This window comes from Acinetobacter sp. LCT-H3 (assembly GCF_001866125.1).
GTDB classification, from domain to species: domain Bacteria; phylum Pseudomonadota; class Gammaproteobacteria; order Pseudomonadales; family Moraxellaceae; genus Acinetobacter; species Acinetobacter schindleri.
The window spans coordinates 1-18,419 of the sequence record NZ_MODX01000021.1 but is presented as its reverse complement, the minus strand read 5'-3'; the positions used below and the strand labels follow the sequence as shown (position 1 = coordinate 18,419).

Here is an 18,419-nt window from a genome sequence, read left to right as displayed (position 1 = left end):
ATTCAGCAGCTGATCAGTGATTCTGGCACCCTATCTGGTGATTTTTTTATTCGCAGTATTTGTCTGATCTGGGCCAGCCTATAGCAATAAAGAGGTTTATCCATGGATAGCCAGCTTGAAGAAGTTCGTAAAATTTGGGCCAATGCATTCTATACCGGTCATTATGAGGTTCTGCGTCAGTATGAGCATGAAGACTTTAAGGTGGTGTTTGAGCAGAAAAACCGTGTAGAAACCAGTTATGTCCGTTATGACAGAATTGCGCATGCGGTCAAGAATGGGGTCTGGAAACCGCATAAGCCTGAAGTAGAATATGAAGATTACGAATATAATGCGAATCAGACGGAATGTTGTGTGGTGACTGGTTTAGCTAAAGATAAACATCGTATTCAGGAATTGTGGCGCTATGCAAATGAATGGAAAATCATTGAACTTCGATTTCTAAAATCCTAGATTTTTAACTGTTTAACAAAGTTATAAAAATAAAGTAATTAATAAATCAAAATATGTATGAATAGTACCGTTCCTAAATAAGCTCAAAGCTTGATCAATAGTGTGGATAACTCCAAAGTTATCCATATTTATTTATGTGAGTAAGATAGTATTTATCCACAATAGATTCACTTTTAAATCAGCTCTTATTTTAAATTCAAATTTATTCTCTGGTGACTTGTGGGTAAATATTTTTAAATTTAAAATAATGTTTTAAATTTAAATTAGCAGCTTATGCAGGATTTCTGCGTTTAAGCCAAAACTGTCCAAAATAGATTAGTTTGCCTGCTGTTTTTATAGAAAATTAAAATAAATATTATATAAAATAACCGCTTATATGGTTAATGTAGTTTTATTTAATAGTTGGCGTGGAACATATTCTTTCTTGAAGATTTAAATGTAGTTAAACTACATAATTATTTTAATAATCAAGTGAAATTTAATTTTATTTTTAAAATCATTGAGTTAAATATGGTTATTACTGGTTTATTCTTTGGGTTACTTTTCTAGATCAGCATTTATGTTCGGACTTGTCTGAGCTATTTTCTACAAGTTAAAAAGAGAAGTAAAAATTAAATAACTTCTGTTAAACAGAGTTTTTGATGAAGAAAATTGAAAAATAAAAACAGGTGATTTGATCTGTCTTGATTAAAGAATAAAAAGCGCCTAGAAGGCGCTTTTTATTCTTTTAGTACATTTACGGTGTCAGAATGACTTTACGACAGTCTTCTTCCTTCTTGTCAAAAATACGGTAACCTTCCGCAGCATCTTCCAGTTTCATGCGATGGGTAATAATCACATCCGGAGACAGATCTCCATTTTCAATATGTTCAAGCAACTGCGGCAAGTATTTATGCACATGGGTTTGCCCCATTTTAAAAGTCAAACCTTTATCAAAGGCATCACCAAACAGGAAGCCATGAATTGGACCGGCATAAACCCCCGGTACACTCACCACACCACCGCGGCGGACTGCTGCAATACATTGTCTGAGCGCTGAACCACTCGAACCTTCCAATTTCAGGTTGGTCATTACTGTTTCCAGAACACTGCCTTTGGCTTCGAAACCAACGGCATCAATAACCGCGTCAACACCACGATAACCTGCTGTATTTTGAATAATAAATTCAGCTGCATCGACTTCATCAAAGTTGACCGGAATGACCCCATAGGTTTGATGAGCAAATCGCAAGCGATAAGGGTGATGGTCTACCATGAAGATCTGTTCGGCACCGAGCATCCGTGCACAAGCTGCAGATAACAGACCGACTGGACCAGCACCATAAATTGCCACTGTAGAACCACGGGTGACTTGAGCATTGGTTACTGCCTGCCAGGCTGTTGGCAGAATATCGGTCAGGAATAATACTTTTTCATCAGGCAAGGAGCCGGGAACCTTAAACGGTCCGACATTGCCTTTGGGAATTCGCACATATTCAGCCTGACCACCCGGAACACCACCATACAGATGGCTAAAGCCAAACAAGGCCGCTCCTGGTGGAATCTGTTTTTTATTCAGGATCGCACCACGACCCGTATTGGTATTTTCACAGGCAGCCATGAGTTCATGTTCACAGAAAAAACAGTGACCGCATGCAATGACAAAGGGAATAATCACCCGGTCACCTTTTTTGACTTCTGTCACTGCAGGGCCGACTTCTTCTACAACTCCCATAAATTCATGGCCGAAAATATCACCGTCTTCAGTGGCCGGGATTTTACCCCGGTATAGATGTAGGTCTGAGCCACAGATAGCGGTGGCTGTCACCCTTAAAATAACGTCATCTGGTTCCTGAATCACTGGATCTGGAACAGATTCAACTCGTACATCCCGAGCACCATGATAGGTAAGAGCACGCATGCGGATTTCCTCTCTAGTTCAACATAAATAGTCTCAAATAAGGCTGCTGATTATTAAAAAGCCTTTTTATTAGAGCCTTATAACCTGAGCTAAAGCTGTAAATTAATGTATGAAATAAGGAAGCCGAGTGTTGAAAAAAATAAACTTATATAGTACTTGCGTAATTCACTACAAAATATGTCAAAAATCGAGTAAATGATTAACAAAGCTGAGAAGTGTAGGAAAATAGGTAAGAGAAAAGATTTACTAATAGCAGAGAAAATATAAACCCATAAAAAAAGGATCAGTAACTGTAGTTACTGATCCTTGAAGCTTTAAATCAATATTAAAATTAACTTTCCTGGAAAGACTGTTCCAGTTCTTCTAATTCCATCATCAGTTCCAGCATCTGTTCTTCAGCAGTTTCCAGTTGTGCTTTCAGTTCAGTCTGCTCATTCATGAGCTTAAGCAATTCATCCTTACGCGCTGCATCATACAGACCAGTATCTGCCAGCTTTTCTTCAATTGCAGCGAGTTTTGGCTGCAACTTTCCGATCTGGCTTTCACATTTTTCAATATTTTTGCGAATCGGCCGAGTCTGCTCACGTTGGCGAGCAGCTTCCTTGCGTTGGGCTTCTTTATCCATTTTACTTGGTATAGGTTTCGCTTCAGCTTGCTGTGTTTTCACCACTTCAGCAGTTTTAGGCGCATTTTTTAATAATTCTGCACGTGCCTGACGTAACCACTCGGCATAAGCCACCAGATCGCCATCAAATTCAGTACATTTGCCGTTATGAACTAACAGCAGCTCATCACAGACACTGGCGATCAGCTGACGTTCATGCGAAACCAGCACGACAGCACCCTCGAAATCTTGTAGTGCCATCGTTAAAGCATGACGCATATCCAGGTCCAGATGGTTGGTTGGTTCATCCAGAATCAGCACGTTTGGACGTTGCCATACGATTAATGCAAGTGCTAAACGTGCGCGTTCACCGCCCGAGAAACTTTCACTTGGTGTATCCATGCGTTCGCCGCTAAAGCCGAAGCTGCCGAGGAAAGAACGCAAGCTGGCCTCACTGATTTTAGGATCAGCAATACGTGCCAGCTGCAGCATCGGGCTGGCACTGCCATCCAGTGCATCCATCTGGTGCTGGGCAAAGTAGCCAATATTCAACAATTCCGAGTCTTTACGAAGACCTTTAATTAAAGCTAAATCACCGACGAGAGATTTAATCAGAGTCGATTTACCAGCACCATTCATCCCCAGCAGACCAATACGGCTATTCGGAGTAATTTGCAGGCTGACATTACGTACAATCAGCTTGTCGCCATAACCGATATCGGCATTTTCCAGCTGTAGTAATGGTGAACTCATTTTGGTGGGTTCACGGAAGCTGAAAGTAAACGGCGTATCTACATGCGCAACGGAGAGTTCCTGCATACGCTCCAGCTGCTTGATTCGGCTCTGGGCCTGTTTTGCCTTGGTGGCTTTAGCCTTAAAACGGTCAATAAATTTTTGCAGATGGGCACGCACTTCAAGTTGCTTTTCATAGGCTTGTTGCTGCTGTGCCAGACGTTCGCTACGGGTACGCTCAAAAGTCGAGTAATTACCGGTATAAAGTGTCAGTTCCTGATTTTCGATATGTAAAATATGATCGGTAATGGCATCCAGGAAATCCCGGTCATGTGAAATCAGCACCAAGGTGCCTTCATAGGCTTTGAGCCAATCTTCTAGCCAAAGAATCGCATCTAAATCTAAATGATTGGTCGGTTCATCCAGTAATAACAGATCAGAACGGCTCATCAGGGTACGCGCCAGATTCAGACGCATACGCCATCCCCCCGAAAAACTGGCAACATCCAGCTCGGATTGATAATCCATAAAGCCTAAACCTGCCATCAGCTGTGAAGCCTTAGAGGGTGCCACATAACCGGAAATTTCGTCAAAGCGGCCATAGAGGCGTGCCAGTTCAGCATCATCCAGTTGTTCAGGATGATTCAGCTTTTGTTGGATATCCCAGTATTCCTCATCGCCGGACAGGACAAAATCAATCGCCTTCATATTCAAGGCTTTGATTTCCTGGGCCATATGCGCCACAGTCCAGACTGCAGGACGGGTCAGGGAACCACTGTCAGACTCAATCCCACCCAAGAGTGCTGAAAATAGGGTCGACTTGCCGGCTCCATTGACACCGGTCAGGCCAATTTTCCATCCAGGATGCAATTGCATGGAGGCTTTCTGGAAAAGGATGCGTCCACCGCGGCGTATGGTTAACTGATCTAACTGAATCATGGAACTGTACTGACATTCGACAATAAGAATGGCGCTATTCTAAAGGAAAGCCCATCAAAATAAAAAAATCTTGCTGGAGAATTCACAGGCTCCTGCACTTCATCCATAACATAGATTCATATTTTTGAATCTGTGTTTAAATAGAACAGGTGTTTTTAATGACAAAACAAGATGATATTGAAATATAAATTTCAGTAAAAAATAACCAAGAATAAATAGAGTAGAGCAAAATGAAAAAAGGATCTTTGATTTTAGCAGCCTTGACTGTACTTGCCTCAAATATGAGTTTTGCCGAGGTAGATATCTGCGTCTTTGATTTATTGGGCAAATCTGGTGAATCTTATAAGTTACTAGAAGAATGGCAGTTAGTGAGCAAGCAATGGGGGACTGAAGTACAACTGCTTGCTTATCAGGATGAAGCCAAAGTCGATCAGGACTTTAAAGCAGGCAAATGTGATGGACTGTTTATGACCTCCATGCGTGCCCGGGCCTATAACAAATTTGCCGGTTCAATTGATGCTATTGGTGGTGTGCCTAGCAATGATATCGCCATGAAAGCCATTAGCTATGTACTGGATCAGCGTAATGCCAAACGTCTGGTGTCTACCATTGGCAAAGACAAGTATGAAGTTGCCGGAATTGTGCAAATTGGTACGGCATATATTTTGTACGGGATCGTGCCATAAACAACATTGAACAGGTGAAAGATAAGAAATTTGCAGTTTTGCATTATGACTATGCACAAAAAGTCATGGTAAACAGGATTGAAGCTGTGCCAGTTATGTCGGAAATTTCTAATTTTATTCGCCGTTTTAATCAGGGCGAAGTCGATATTGTGGCTGCACCTGCTTATGCTTTTAAGCCGCTAGAACTGTCTAAGGGCTTGGGGAGTAAAGGTGCAATGATCAAGTTTCCTGTAGTAAATGTGACGGCAGATTTAATTATTCGGCCAAATAAATTTCCGGACAAGTTTGCAGCACAATCACGTGCCTGGTTCATTAAACAGTTACCGAAAACCATTGCTACTGTTAAACGTATGGAAGCAGAAATTCCAGGTAAATATACGCTAAATTTAAGTCGTGAGGACTATACCAGTTACCAGAAAATTCTCCGAGATGGCCGGATTGATTTGACTAATCAGGGCATCTATGACGCGAATATGATGCGAGTATTGAAAGGTGCGCGTTGTACGGTAGAACGTACCAATTTTGAATGCTCATTAGGCGGAGAATAGTGATCTAATGTATTTGTTTGTAAATTGAATTAAAAAAATGTAAGTTTTTAGGATTTTAAATAAGTCGCTAAAAAATTGATATCTATGGATTTCTTTATATCTAAAATGTGAATACGGGACACATTTTGATAATAGGGGACAAACTCCCTAAATATAATGGAGTAAATACTCTATTTTTTTTAAAGAAACTTGCTAATATTTGTCACAAGTATGGAAACTCCATCGAAGAACAAGATTTTGCAAGGATTATTAGAATGAAAAAAACACTTCTAGCATTGGCGGCGTTTTCTGCCGTTAGTTTCGCAGGTACAGCACAAGCGAAAAAAGTCGATATCTGTGTTTTCGACTTACTGGGCAAATCTGGTGAGTCTTTTCAGATGGCTCAGGAATGGGCACTGGCAGCAAAATCATGGGGGGCAGAAATTAATCTGATTGCCCGTCAGGATGAAGCAGTTGCAGATAATGACTTTAAAGCGGGTAAATGTGACGGCGTATTTATGACGGCGATGCGTGCACGTCAATACAATAAATTTGCTGGCTCTATTGATGCGCTAGGCGGCGTGCCAAGCAATGCGATTGCACAGCGTGCCATTACCTTTGCTTTGGATAAACGTAATGCTGCCAAGATGGTCAGTAATTTAGGCGGCAAAAAATATGAAATTGCCGGTATTGCACCACTGGGCTCGGCTTTTATCTTTGTGCGTGACAAAAACATCAACTCGATTGAAAAAGCCGCCGGTAAAAAGTTTGCTGTACTGGGCTATGACGATGCACAAAAAATCATGGTGCAGCGTGTAGGTGCCCAGGCAGTCGTGTCTGATGTATCCAACTTTGTGGCCAAGTTTAATAATGGTCAGGTAGATATGGTAGGTGCACCTGCTTATGCTTATAAGCCGCTAGAAATCTATAAAGGCTTGGGCAATAGTGGCGCGATGTTTAACTTCCCAGTGCTGCATGTCACTTCAGACTTTGTGATCCGTCCTGAAAGCTTCCCGGCAGGTTTTGGACAGAAATCACGTGATTGGTTTGTTAAGAACTTGCCAAAGAGCATGGCGATGATCAACCGTTTAGAAGCCGGTATTCCAGCCAAATATAAAATGAACCTAAGTGCAGAAGACAAGACCAAATATCAAAAAATGCTTCGTGACGGCCGTATGGATATGACCAAGCGGGGAATTTATGATGCTTCTATGATGAGTGTACTGAAACGTGCCCGCTGTTCTGTCGATAAGGCAAACTTCGAATGTTCTCTGCCGGGTGAATAAACTGATTTTAAAAGGAAAAAAGCCTGGAAAATTCCAGGCTTTCTTTATGTTAAGGCAGGCAACTTTGTCATTGTCTGCGACTTGAAAATGATTAGAATGAATATCAGTCATGCTGTCATCTTTCTCATAAAAACAATGATATGCAGCAGTCCTGAGAAAACAAAAACAATTTTTTAAGGAATAAAATATGAAAACTTGGTTGAAGGCGCTCGCACTTGGTACAGGCATGGTCGCAGCGTCCGGTACAGTACAGGCGAAGCAAATCGTCTGTGTATTTGATCTGGTCGGTAAGAATGGCGATGTGTACGCTGTGATGAAAGATTATCAGCTGGCTGCAAAAAACTGGGGTGCAAATATCGAGCTGCGGGTAAATACCAATGAAGCTGTGGTTGCAGAAGACTTTAAAGCCGGGAAATGTGATGGTATTAGCGTCACGGGGATGCGCGGACGCCAGTTCAATAATTTTACCGGTTCACTGGATGCCATTGGTGCGATCCCAGATCTGAATCTGGCGGTTAAAGTAATGCAAGGACTGGCAAGCAAGACTTTTGCCAAACACATGTTACAAGGCAAATATGAAGTCGCCGGAGTCATTCCAGTGGGTGATGCTTTCCTGCTGGTCAATGACCGCAGTATTAATACTGTAGCTAAAGCGGCAGGCAAAAAAATTGCTGTACTGGATTATGACGAAGCGCAAAAAATCATGGTGCAACAGGTAGGTGCACAGGCGGTCAGCGCTGATGTCACCAACTTCGGTGCCAAGTTTAACAATGGTCAGGTTGATATCATTGGCGCACCTGCTGCAGTATTCAAACCCTTAGAACTGCATAAAGGTCTAGGCAGCAAAGGTGCGATTGTGAATTATCCGATTTTACAGGTGACAGGTAATATCATCATCCGCCCAGATAAATTCCCGGCAGGTTTTGGGCAAAAGTCACGTGAATGGGTGAAAGGGGAATTGCCACGCGCTTTCGGAATTTTAGGTAAAATGAAAGCTGATATTCCCTCTAAATACTGGATGGATATTCCAGCAGCAGACAAACCCGGTTATCAGAAAATGATGCGTGAAGCGCGGATTGATCTGACGAAGCGCGGTATTTATGACAAACGTATGATGAAGCTATTATGGCAGTTCCGCTGTAAGCAGGACCCGAAAAACTTTGAGTGTGCACTACAGGATGAAAATTATAAACAATCCTGATAAATTTACTCTGATTAAGCTTTAATTTACAAAGACTGACCATATATTGAGTATGCTATACTTGAAATATGGTCTTTTCTTTTTAAAGATGCCCGAACCGAACAGAGGAATCCATCATGAATGCTCAAGCACTTGTGCTGACTGACAATGCTGCCAATAAAGTACGCCAATTGCGTGACAGTGAAGGTAACCAAGATCTTATGCTACGTGTCTATGTGACTGGTGGCGGCTGTTCAGGTTTCTCTTATGGCTTCAACTTTGCTGAAAGCCAGAATGAAGATGACGCAGAATTTATTAACGGCGATGTGAAGATGCTAGTCGATTCACTCAGCTATCAGTACCTGGTAGGTTCAGTCGTTGACTATATTGAAGGGCTGGAAGGTTCACGCTTTGTGGTACAAAACCCGAATGCTACGACTACATGTGGCTGTGGTTCATCTTTCTCGATCTAAACATGATTTGAGATTTAGGCCATAGAAATCAAAAAGTCCTCATCATGAGGACTTTTTTATACGCTATTTTTATAGTTAAGCCTCAAGTTTCACCGCCTCAAGCAGGTCAAAGATCACGGTTGTCACATCCTGACTCAGCTCACGATTATTAAAAATCTCATAAGCTGTGATAGTAATGTCGGTATCACTTGGTAACAGTTTTTGTTCTTCCTCAATCAGGTCGTTGATCGGCAGCAGAGTTTGCCTCACCTCTAAATGCAGAATGTCCTGGTAAGCAATATTTTCATCCTCAAGTTCAATCAGCTGCTCATTGAAATAAGGGAGCAGAATCGCATGCAAATAAGGCTGAAGTTCTACAATATCAAAGATTTCGATATCACGAGTTTCATCAATTGTACTGATATGATCATTGGCTTCAATCAGGATATGGTAATAACTCATGCCGATCTCCACAGAGGGCTTTAGTGAATGATAGATGCTCACAATAACATGAAATCATCGACTATAGTCGTTCAAAAAGATAATAAAGACATAAAACTTATAAGGAATTAAATTGCTTAAGATTTGCGTGTATATAGCAAAGTTTTGTCTGCCGGTCGCAGTTCAAAATTTTCCAGCTTTTGTTCACCCAGTACCGGATACATCAGTGCTTCAGGATCGCCATGATGCAATAAACCTAAGGCATGACCCAGTTCATGTGCCAAAGTTAGACGTAAGTCATCTTGTGCATCAAACTGATAGACATGGATTTCATCGCCTTTAAAAATCCCTTTATGGAACTGGCGTGGCGGAAAGCGCTGCTGTGCCTGATTGATGTTGTTGTGGTGAGACTGAACACTGCTTTGATAGGCGGAAACCTGAGTATTAAAAGATAATTGTTGTTGCTGCAGATATTCCGCTTCACGCTGGAAACGTTCTGACCTGAATTGAAGCTCGTTAAATTCCTGTTGCAACTGCTGACGTTGATAAGCAGAAAGTCCCGGCTGATTGCGCCGTAGCATGAGTTGCTCGAACTGGAGTTGCAGCAGATTGCGCTGCTCTAACAGCTGACGCTGTTGCTGATCCAGATGATTTCGGGAAGCGGTCAGGTTTTCTGCCTGACGTTGATATTGGGCTTCATCGCGAAGTAATTTCTGTGTGGTTTTTTTCAGTGCATCATATTCCTGCTGACGGTGATCATAAATCAGCTTGATGCTGAGCTGTGCATTTTCATCATAGACCATTAGGTCATCACGGCCAGTGCCACGATGCCAGATTTCAATAGCCTCTTGTGCCAGTTGAATCACTTCTTCACGAGTCAGTCCAAAGCCCGGATCGACCTGGTCCACTTTAAAGCGTAAGCGCGTATCAAAAGGATAGGTGAGTCGGTCAGTCAGAGAATTGAATTTTAGCTGCGGATGAGACTGGGTCTGTAGATGCAGAAAACCTGCAACTAGTAATACCACTACGACTAGACAGAGCAAAAGACGCATATTTTTTATTTAAATGTTTATTTTTAAAAATATAGCTTAAATTTGGTATTTTTCCCATGCCTATTTACGTTACCCTTCAGCTTTCGGATAAAGCCCTAATTCGGCTAAGGCCTGCTGCAAAATTTTAAGACGGATCGCCGGATCCATATTACTTTGCATCTGCATATTCAGTGAAAATGCCACGATTTCGTCCTGAGGTGTTTCGACCCAGCCGGTGAGCCAGCCGACTTGCGGCTCCACATCCATACCCCAACCAGATTTGGCATACAGGCGATAAGCTTGTCGTTCCTGTAACAGTAACATGGCTTTGACTTGTTGCTGAACCCGAGGATCAAAGGCAAGCTGCTCTCGAGCAAGCGCAGAGATAAATTCGACTTCTTGTTCCGGGGTGATTTTCAAAGGTCCGACTAACCAAAAGTTGTCGATATGCTGACCAATCTGCTGATTACCAAATTGGATGCGTTGCACTTCCTGTTGCATTAGTTCCAGACCAATGCGACGTGCCAGTTCCTGATAGACCGGTACAGCAGAAGCTTGCATGGCTTGGCCGAGAGTCATGTCTTTTTCCCAGGCTGCAAAACTGCGCTTCTTGCCATTCCATTTAAAGATTTCATTGGTCGTGGCTTTACCATGTTGCAGGCCAATTAGGGCTTTGAGCATTTTAAAGGTTGAAGCAGGAACATATTCGGTATTTGCACGATTTAAATCATTGCCATAGACCTGTATCTGTTGACCACGCTGAATCACTAAAACACCAGAGCTTTGCGCCTGATCAAATAATTTGGCAATAGCTGGAATAGATTGAGTTGAAGTGATTTGAGAGGACGAATTTGAAACAGGCAAGCTACAGGCTGTCAGGCTCAAGCAACTCAGTAAAGGCAACAAAATAAGAGTTTTCATGGGTTCAGGATATTTTAATATTTGATTTAACTTAAACAGCTTTGCCTGAAAATACGATCCAATTTTGGTAATTTTCCATTTATTCCTTCAAGTCTAGGCATAAAAAAAACCGCGCTTTCGCGCGGTCTTTTTTAAGCTTAAGCTGACAAATTATTTTTTATCATCTTTCACTTCAGTGAACTCAGCATCTACAACGCCGTCATCCGCTTTTTGTTGTTGACCTTCACCGCCCTGGAAAGCGTTTGGATCAAAACCTTGCGCACCGCCTTGGCCTTGAGCTGCTTCATAAGCACGTTGAGTAATCGGCATGATAATGTTTTGCAGCGCTTCAGTTTTCGCTTTGATTGCTTCTACATCATTTTCTTTAGTTGACGCTTCTAACTCAGACACTGCAGTTTCGATTGCAGTTTTTTCGTCAGCAGTCACTTGTTCACCAAGATCTTTCACTGCTTTTTGAGCAGAAGAGACCAAGGCATCCGCTTCGTTACGTGCTTTAGCCAGCTCTTCAAACTTACGGTCTTCTTCAGCATTCGCTTCAGCATCTTTGATCATTGCTTCGATTTCAGCATCAGACAAACCTGAGTTTGCTTTGATCTGGATCGATTGTTCTTTACCAGTGCTCTTGTCTTTCGCAGATACTTTCAAGATACCATCAGCGTTGATGTCGAACGATACTTCAATTTGTGGCACACCACGTGGAGCTGGTGGAATGTCGCCTAACTGGAAGTTACCCAGCAGTTTGTTTTGCTGCGCCATTTTACGTTCACCTTGGTAAACCGAAATGTCTACAGCAGGCTGGTTATCAGCAGCAGTTGAGAACACTTGCGATTTTTTCGCAGGAATCGTGGTGTTTTTCTCGATGATTGGAGTCAACACACCGCCCATGGTTTCAATACCAAGTGTTAAAGGCGTTACATCCAGCAGAAGTACGTCAGTTTTGTCACCAGACAATACCGCACCTTGAATCGCAGCACCCATTGCTACCGCTTCGTCAGGGTTCACGTCTTTACGTGGCTCACGACCAAAGAATTCTTGAACTTTCTGTTGAACCATTGGCATACGAGACTGACCACCCACCAGGATCACGTCAGAGATGTCAGAAGTCGAAAGACCAGCATCTTTAAGTGCAATACGGCAAGGCTCAATCGTGCGCGCAACCAGGTCAGCAACCAAACCTTCAAGTTTTGCACGAGTAACGTTGATCACTAAGTGTTTAGGACCAGTCGCATCTGCAGTGATGTATGGAAGGTTGATTTCAGTTGCGTTAGAAGAAGAAAGCTCGATTTTTGCTTTTTCAGCAGCTTCTTTCAGACGTTGTAACGCAAGTGGATCATTTTTCAGATTCACGTTTTGTTCTTTCTTGAACTCTTCAACCAGATAGTCGATCAAAGCGTTATCAAAGTCTTCACCACCCAGGAATGTATCACCGTTGGTAGATAACACTTCAATTTGCTGGTCGCCATCAAGGTCAGCGATTTCAATGATTGATACGTCGAAAGTACCACCACCCAAGTCGTATACAGCAACTTTACGGTCGCCTTCTTTCTTGTCCATACCGAACGCAAGTGCAGCAGCAGTTGGTTCGTTGATGATACGTTTAACTTCTAAGCCTGCAATTCGGCCTGCATCTTTGGTAGCTTGACGTTGCGCATCATTGAAGTAAGCAGGAACAGTAATCACCGCTTCAGTCACTGTTTCACCCAGATAGTCTTCTGCAGTTTTCTTCATTTTTTTCAGAACTTCTGCAGAGATCTGTTGTGGTGCAAGTTTCTTGTCGTTTACTTCAACCCAAGCATCGCCATTGTCAGCTTTCAGGATTTTATAAGGCACCAGACCGATATCTTTTTGTACTGCCTGGTCTTCATAACGACGACCGATCAGACGTTTAATCGCGAATAATGTGTTTTTAGGGTTCGTTACCGCTTGGCGTTTAGCTGATTGACCAACCAGAATTTCACCATCTTTGTATGCAATAATAGATGGAGTTGTACGTGCGCCTTCAGCGTTTTCGATAACTTTAACTTTGTCGCCTTCAAGTACTGCAACACATGAGTTTGTAGTACCTAAGTCAATACCAATGATTTTAGCCATTTGGATGTTTCCTCAAAAATTCTTTTATTCCCAAATTGTTTCCCTTATCAAAGGGAAATTAAAAGGGATTTACTTGTTATCGGATATGAGAGCCGTTCAATTTTTTTCAAGTAAGTTTTTAGAAAAAATTTCACAAACTCCCGAATTTATTTAGCTTAAGCGCCAACCATAACCATTGCAGGACGTAATAAACGGCCGTTCAGGGCATAGCCTTTTTGCAAGACTGTACCGATCTCATTGGCTTTGGCATCTGGTGCAATACCAACTGCCTGATGTAACTCGGCATTAAAACCATTCTCGGTATCAACTACGACCACACCAAATTTTTCTAATGTTGTCAGTAAACCTTTTAAAGTTAGTTCTACGCCTTCCCGTAACGGGCCTTGTTCTTCACCCGCAGCGAGAATTGCACGTTCCAGGTTATCTACAGTTTCTAACAGCTCTTTAGAGAACTTTTCCAAAACAGTATCTTTATGCTTTTCTGATTCGCGCTGAATGCGTTCTACACTTTTTTGTGCCTCATATACGGCATTTGCAGTACGTGCTTTTTCCAGTTTTAAATCGCCTTCAAGCTGTGCGATTTGTTCCTGTAAAGACTCAACGGTAACTTCAGCTTGTTCAGGTTCAGCTTGAGCTGTTTGTTGTTCCGTTTGCTCTTGCTCAAGTTCTTGAGCTTGATCGTTTTGCTCAGTCGCCATTGATTTACTCCGTTTAAATGGGTTCTTAAACATGTACAGTCCTTCGGTATCAGTGCTAACTGCGTGAATGCTGAACTGCCATGATTTGGGAAGTTCTTAATTACATAAAGAAGTCGGGGCTGGGCTTCAAAATTCAAGCGAAATGAGTGATTAATTTTAAGATTTATTGCAAAAGGCCGTGTTTCTGTTGTTCCAAACTGGATTGAAATGAGAAAAAGCAGACAATTTCTCTGTTTTGAAGATAAAAACCTCAGAATTTTTAGTTAGTTTTGATCTTAGTAATTAGATGAGAGATGAATGTATAAGTACTTAAATTAGTTTTTAGAAAATAAATCATTCATTAAAATAATGTTTTTAATCAGAAAAATTTTGAATCGTATTTTTAGATATAAATAATAATATTTATCTGTTTTAAAAATTAAATCAAAAGCACCATCATAGCTTTATCAACAGTGACCTGGTTCAGAAGGAGAGAGCCGAACTAGGTTACTGTTCCTGATTCGTTTTACCCTTTTATAGCTGAATACCCCAAGACTCAGCTATTTTTTTGCCTGAATGTTTATATTGACTGTTTTTAGACATAAAAGCGATTAATAACTAAGCAATAAAGTATTTCACAAAAAATGATCAATTTCGTATTATTCGTTTCAGATTCTATCGCTGTAGTTTCTTCTTATTTTGAAATGTGTTTTTCAAGCTTATCCTCTCTAGATAAGCTTTTTTTTTGCGTAAAATTTATTAATTTTCTTCTCACATTCTAGTGATCAGTCACTTATAGAAAAGCTGTAAGTTAAAGCCTACAAGGATTCAGGACAATATCTACTTTGTTAGATGCTCGAATCAGCCTAATATTGATTTATCGAGAACAGGAAGTTCTTAAAAATTTGCTGAGAAGCATATAAACGAGAGGATGTTCGTTTAAACACAACCCTATAAAACCCCTGAAGAAATACGCTTCAGGGGTTTTATTCTATAATAGCTATCTAACATCTATTTCTGTTCATAAAGACATGAAAAAAAGCCCGAGATCGGGCTTTTTTATAGATGAAACTTGTCTGGATCAGTGGCCGTTTAAGTCGCTTTCAACTTTTTAGATTAATCTTACTATTCTAGCGACGTGATTCCTGCCAGCGTTTGACCCGTTCATTTCGGTTCTGTTCAGCTTTACGTCGTTGCTGCTGTTTAGCTGCTCGGCGACGTGTATCTGCGTGCTGTCCACGCTTTTTACGCTCTGCCTCGGCTCGGTTTCTAGCCGCTTGGCTGCTACTGATTTTTTTGCGTTGCTGTTCAATACGCTGGCGTTCCTGCTGACGTCTGTGATCCAACTCAATCTGTTTTCTACGTTGATCATTTAACTGGCGTCGCTGTTGCTCTAGTCGCTGACGTTCCAGTTCAGTTCGGCGACGTTCCTGCTGTAAACGTCGTTGCTGTTCATATTCCCAACGCTGCCGATCATAACGGTTGTCATAACGGTAATCGCGGTCATAGCGATAGTCATAAGCTCTATTATAACGTCCGTCATAATAGTCATCTTCAGGGAATGCGACACAACCTACAGCCAATAAGCTCGTCGCAATTGATACGAATATCAGTTTTCCAGCCATAGGTGAGCACTCCTTGTTAAGGTCAATCCTACAATTTATGCCTCAACAGCAGCTTAAATTGTCAATGACAGTGGGATAAAATGAGATTAGCTTATTGATCTGCCTAAATTTGTATGTCGATGTGGGCACTTATATAAGAATATGGTCAAAATACACCCTGATCATGTAGAAAATATGAAGAATTAAGCGAATAAGGATGGGAAGCTATGGTGATATCGAGTCAGCAATTACAGGCCATGATGGAGAAGGGTCAAGGGGTGGCAGCGCGTCTGCTGGACCGATTACCTAAAATTGCTCAGGAAAGAATAGTCAGAAGTCTGGATTATCCTTACCACTATCCTGAACTGGATCCCTTTGTAAAATGTCTGATGGCCGTACAGTTAAAACAGGGCAAAACTGGAATAGTTAGAGAAGATATTGAGCAGTCACGTATTTTCTTTGAACAAAGCATGCGATTGCTAAAATCCAAACCGACTGCTATTCGCCAGGTTGAAGATATTCAGTTACCCTTGCATAGTGGTATCGTACAAGCACGTCACTATCACCCAGCTCCAGCTAAAAAATTGCCTTTAATTATATTTTATCATGGAGGAGGCTTCCTGATTGGTAGTCTGGACACGCATGATGAATATTGTCGTTTGCTGGCCAAACACGCGCATGCCCAAGTATTAAGTGTCGCTTATCCTTTGGCGCCAGAACATCATCCTTCACAAATTGTTCAAGTTTGCGAAGATGCATTGGCATGGGCGCATCAACACAGCCAGCAGCTCAGAATTCTAAAAAAACGCATTGCAGTCGCAGGAGACAGTGCGGGTGGCAATCTGGCAGCAGTCGTAGCTCAGCGCAGTGCAGACAAGGTTTATGTACCTCAGGCTCAGTTATTACTTTATCCAGCCATGGACTTTAAAAGCCGTCATCCTTCCTATTTTGCTTACAAAGATGGTCTGGTACTCACTGATGGTGATATCGAACTGGTGACTTATCATTATGTGGAACGACATGAAATTGCATTGGATGATCCCCTCATTTCACCGACCTATGGCAACCTGAAAAATTTACCGCCGGCTTATCTGATTACTGCTGGTCATGATGTGCTGCATGATGAAGGGGCTATTTATGCACATAAGCTGCGTCAGCATGGAGTGAAAGTACATTATCATGATTATACCGATCAGACGCATGGCTTTATTAATCTGACCAGTATTTCAAGACGCGCCAAAAAGAATGTAATTGAAATGAGCAAACACTTCCGTAAGTTCTGGGATAAGCATAGTTAAAAATAGCTCTCTATCTATATAGAGTAATAAATCAAATCTCAATTAAAGTGTTTCACGTGAAACACCAGTTTTTACTTTTTATGTACCTTGGCTTCGGGAAAGACCAGATTGAATTTAGGTACATAAAAGCTTTGTATATATTTGGCTCGGGAAAAATCCGGGAAAATCGATTGAGTATTTTGCCACTCTACCTGAGCGAGTTTGGATAGATAGCCTCGGAATTGCGGGCTAAACTGATAATGTGAGGATTTCCAGGTTTGTCGAATTTTTAACATGGATGTTGGAAGATGATGACTATTTAAATAGAAGGAACGTGATGATTTAGATTTCTTCAGACGAACAGTCATGTTTTGCTCTTGATGAGTGATTCGGCAAATGACTTCCTGTCCTTGTTCCTGCCATTCAAATTCTGCGTATTCCTTCGGTATCCCCCATAAGTGTTGACCGTGAACAATAGATTCATGCGTAGAAACATAAATCTTTGGAATGGTAGACAGACGTCTTCGACTTATTAAAGGATGGTCCATAATCAGTAGCTCATCATAAGGACCTACAGGAGAATGGTGATAACGTACCAGCATAACTTGTACAACACGACCCAGCGGAGAAGGGGCAATTCCAAAATTCCGAGATTCACGGATAAAGTACGGTGTAATCCAATAATTCAAAATAAAACCCTCTCCCTGTAAATGCCAGGGAGGAAACTGATGAATATTTTTCTCCTGCAAACGATGCATGTTCATTCTTATTCTCTTGTAATTGGTCAGTTAGGGTAATGCATTAATGGGTATCAAAGATTAATATAGCTTGATTCTCAACCCTTACTTCTGAGTAGATGAGTTAAAAAATGTTAAAAAAATCATTATATGCAATAGCTTTAACAGCTTTATCTTTACCAGCATTGGCAGCCAATTCCATAGTTGAAATGAAAACTTCTATGGGGAATATCGAAATTGAGCTTTATAATGATAAAGCACCGATCTCTGCCAAAAACTTTGAAGACTATGTAAAAGACAACTTCTATAAAGGCACCATTTTTCACCGGGTTATTCCAAGTTTTATGGTACAGGGTGGCGGCTTTGATGCGAATATGGTGGAAAAGCCAAATAATAAGTCAACTATTAAGAATGAATCTTATAATGGTTTAAGCAATACACGTGGCACTTTAGCTATGGCCCGTATGAATCAGCCAGATTCAGCCCGTTCCCAGTTCTTTGTGAACCTGGTCGATAATAACTTTTTGAACCGTTCTCCTATGAATGCGGGTTATGCAGTATTTGGTAAAGTAACTAAAGGCATGGATGTGGTTGATAAAATTGCTGGTGTTCCGACTGCCAACTATGGAATGCATCAAAATGTGCCACTAAAACCAGTTATTATTAATAGTGTGAGCATTAAAACAGCAAGCCCGCAAAAATAAGTAAAAAATGATGTAGAAATATTTTAAGGTTATTTTTATTTTATAATCATGTGGTTATGTGAATAATAGAATAAAAATGATCCATATTGGTGCATAAAAATAGTACACTCGTAATTTGTGTCAGTGAAAAGCACTTGCACGTGTAGGAAATTGCCCTATAATGCACCCATACCGACGAGA

At 41.3% G+C, this 18,419-nt stretch carries 15 protein-coding genes and 1 pseudogene; 7 read left to right on the top strand and 9 right to left on the bottom strand.

Features of this window, described 5'->3' with window-relative positions:
* Positions 1-102: 102 nt before the first annotated feature.
* On the top strand, positions 103-450 hold the full coding sequence (locus tag BK820_RS11205; RefSeq protein ID WP_071320957.1) for a hypothetical protein: 348 nt from the start codon (positions 103-105) through the stop codon (positions 448-450).
* 736 nt (positions 451-1,186) lie between these two features.
* Here the strand turns inward: BK820_RS11205 and BK820_RS11200 are convergent.
* Both BK820_RS11200 and BK820_RS11195 read right to left on the bottom strand, forming a co-directional pair.
* Complete coding sequence (locus tag BK820_RS11200; RefSeq protein ID WP_002045824.1) at positions 1,187-2,350, bottom strand: zinc-dependent alcohol dehydrogenase; 1,164 nt, start codon at positions 2,348-2,350, stop codon at positions 1,187-1,189.
* Positions 2,351-2,681: 331 nt separating this feature from the next.
* Positions 2,682-4,625, bottom strand: coding sequence for an ATP-binding cassette domain-containing protein (locus tag BK820_RS11195; RefSeq protein ID WP_004814022.1), 1,944 nt, complete (start codon positions 4,623-4,625; stop codon positions 2,682-2,684).
* A gap of 230 nt (positions 4,626-4,855) precedes the next feature.
* Between BK820_RS11195 and BK820_RS11190 the strand changes: the two are divergent.
* The 4 genes and pseudogenes from BK820_RS11190 (at position 4,856) to erpA (ending at position 8,777) form a co-directional block, all read left to right on the top strand.
* Positions 4,856-5,859 (top strand): annotated as a pseudogene (locus BK820_RS11190) (putative solute-binding protein).
* A gap of 254 nt (positions 5,860-6,113) precedes the next feature.
* Positions 6,114-7,124, top strand: a complete 1,011-nt coding sequence (locus BK820_RS11185; RefSeq protein WP_004814025.1) for a putative solute-binding protein — start codon at positions 6,114-6,116, stop codon at positions 7,122-7,124.
* A gap of 187 nt (positions 7,125-7,311) precedes the next feature.
* Entirely contained in the window at positions 7,312-8,325 is a 1,014-nt protein-coding gene (locus BK820_RS11180) for a putative solute-binding protein (protein ID WP_071320956.1), read from the top strand.
* Positions 8,326-8,441: 116 nt separating this feature from the next.
* On the top strand, positions 8,442-8,777 hold the full coding sequence (erpA, locus tag BK820_RS11175; protein ID WP_004814030.1) for an iron-sulfur cluster insertion protein ErpA: 336 nt from the start codon (positions 8,442-8,444) through the stop codon (positions 8,775-8,777).
* A 75-nt stretch (positions 8,778-8,852) separates the two neighbouring features.
* On the opposite strand, the gene BK820_RS11170 is transcribed toward erpA, so the two are convergent.
* The 6 genes from BK820_RS11170 to BK820_RS11145 all read right to left on the bottom strand — a co-directional run bounded on the left by BK820_RS11170 (position 8,853) and on the right by BK820_RS11145 (position 15,542).
* The gene (locus tag BK820_RS11170; protein ID WP_171063867.1) at positions 8,853-9,230 is read right to left on the bottom strand and encodes a hypothetical protein; all 378 of its coding nucleotides are present in this window, start codon (positions 9,228-9,230) and stop codon (positions 8,853-8,855) included.
* Positions 9,231-9,334: 104 nt separating this feature from the next.
* Complete coding sequence (locus tag BK820_RS11165; protein WP_071320955.1) at positions 9,335-10,249, bottom strand: matrixin family metalloprotease; 915 nt, start codon at positions 10,247-10,249, stop codon at positions 9,335-9,337.
* 69 nt (positions 10,250-10,318) lie between these two features.
* Complete coding sequence (gene blaOXA, locus BK820_RS11160; RefSeq protein ID WP_071320954.1) at positions 10,319-11,149, bottom strand: OXA-134 family carbapenem-hydrolyzing class D beta-lactamase; 831 nt, start codon at positions 11,147-11,149, stop codon at positions 10,319-10,321.
* A 150-nt stretch (positions 11,150-11,299) separates the two neighbouring features.
* Entirely contained in the window at positions 11,300-13,240 is a 1,941-nt protein-coding gene (gene dnaK / locus BK820_RS11155) for a molecular chaperone DnaK (RefSeq protein WP_004814038.1), read from the bottom strand.
* 155 nt (positions 13,241-13,395) lie between these two features.
* Positions 13,396-13,938 carry a nucleotide exchange factor GrpE gene (grpE, locus tag BK820_RS11150; RefSeq protein WP_004780371.1) on the bottom strand — a complete coding sequence of 181 codons (543 nt, stop codon included), beginning with the start codon at positions 13,936-13,938 and terminating at the stop codon, positions 13,396-13,398.
* Positions 13,939-15,047: 1,109 nt separating this feature from the next.
* Positions 15,048-15,542: a hypothetical protein gene (locus BK820_RS11145; RefSeq protein ID WP_071320953.1), complete on the bottom strand. Its 495-nt coding sequence runs from the start codon at positions 15,540-15,542 to the stop codon at positions 15,048-15,050.
* A 206-nt stretch (positions 15,543-15,748) separates the two neighbouring features.
* Between BK820_RS11145 and BK820_RS11140 the strand changes: the two genes are divergently transcribed.
* Positions 15,749-16,819 (top strand): alpha/beta hydrolase, encoded by a 1,071-nt coding sequence (locus BK820_RS11140; RefSeq protein ID WP_071320952.1) that lies wholly within the window; start codon positions 15,749-15,751, stop codon positions 16,817-16,819.
* 71 nt (positions 16,820-16,890) lie between these two features.
* Here the strand turns inward: BK820_RS11140 and BK820_RS11135 are convergent, their stop codons facing one another.
* Complete coding sequence (locus tag BK820_RS11135; RefSeq protein ID WP_071320951.1) at positions 16,891-17,562, bottom strand: acetoacetate decarboxylase family protein; 672 nt, start codon at positions 17,560-17,562, stop codon at positions 16,891-16,893.
* A gap of 104 nt (positions 17,563-17,666) precedes the next feature.
* On the opposite strand from BK820_RS11135, the gene BK820_RS11130 reads away from it, so the two are divergent.
* Entirely contained in the window at positions 17,667-18,239 is a 573-nt protein-coding gene (locus BK820_RS11130; protein WP_071320950.1) for a peptidylprolyl isomerase, read from the top strand.
* Positions 18,240-18,419 lie beyond the last annotated feature (180 nt).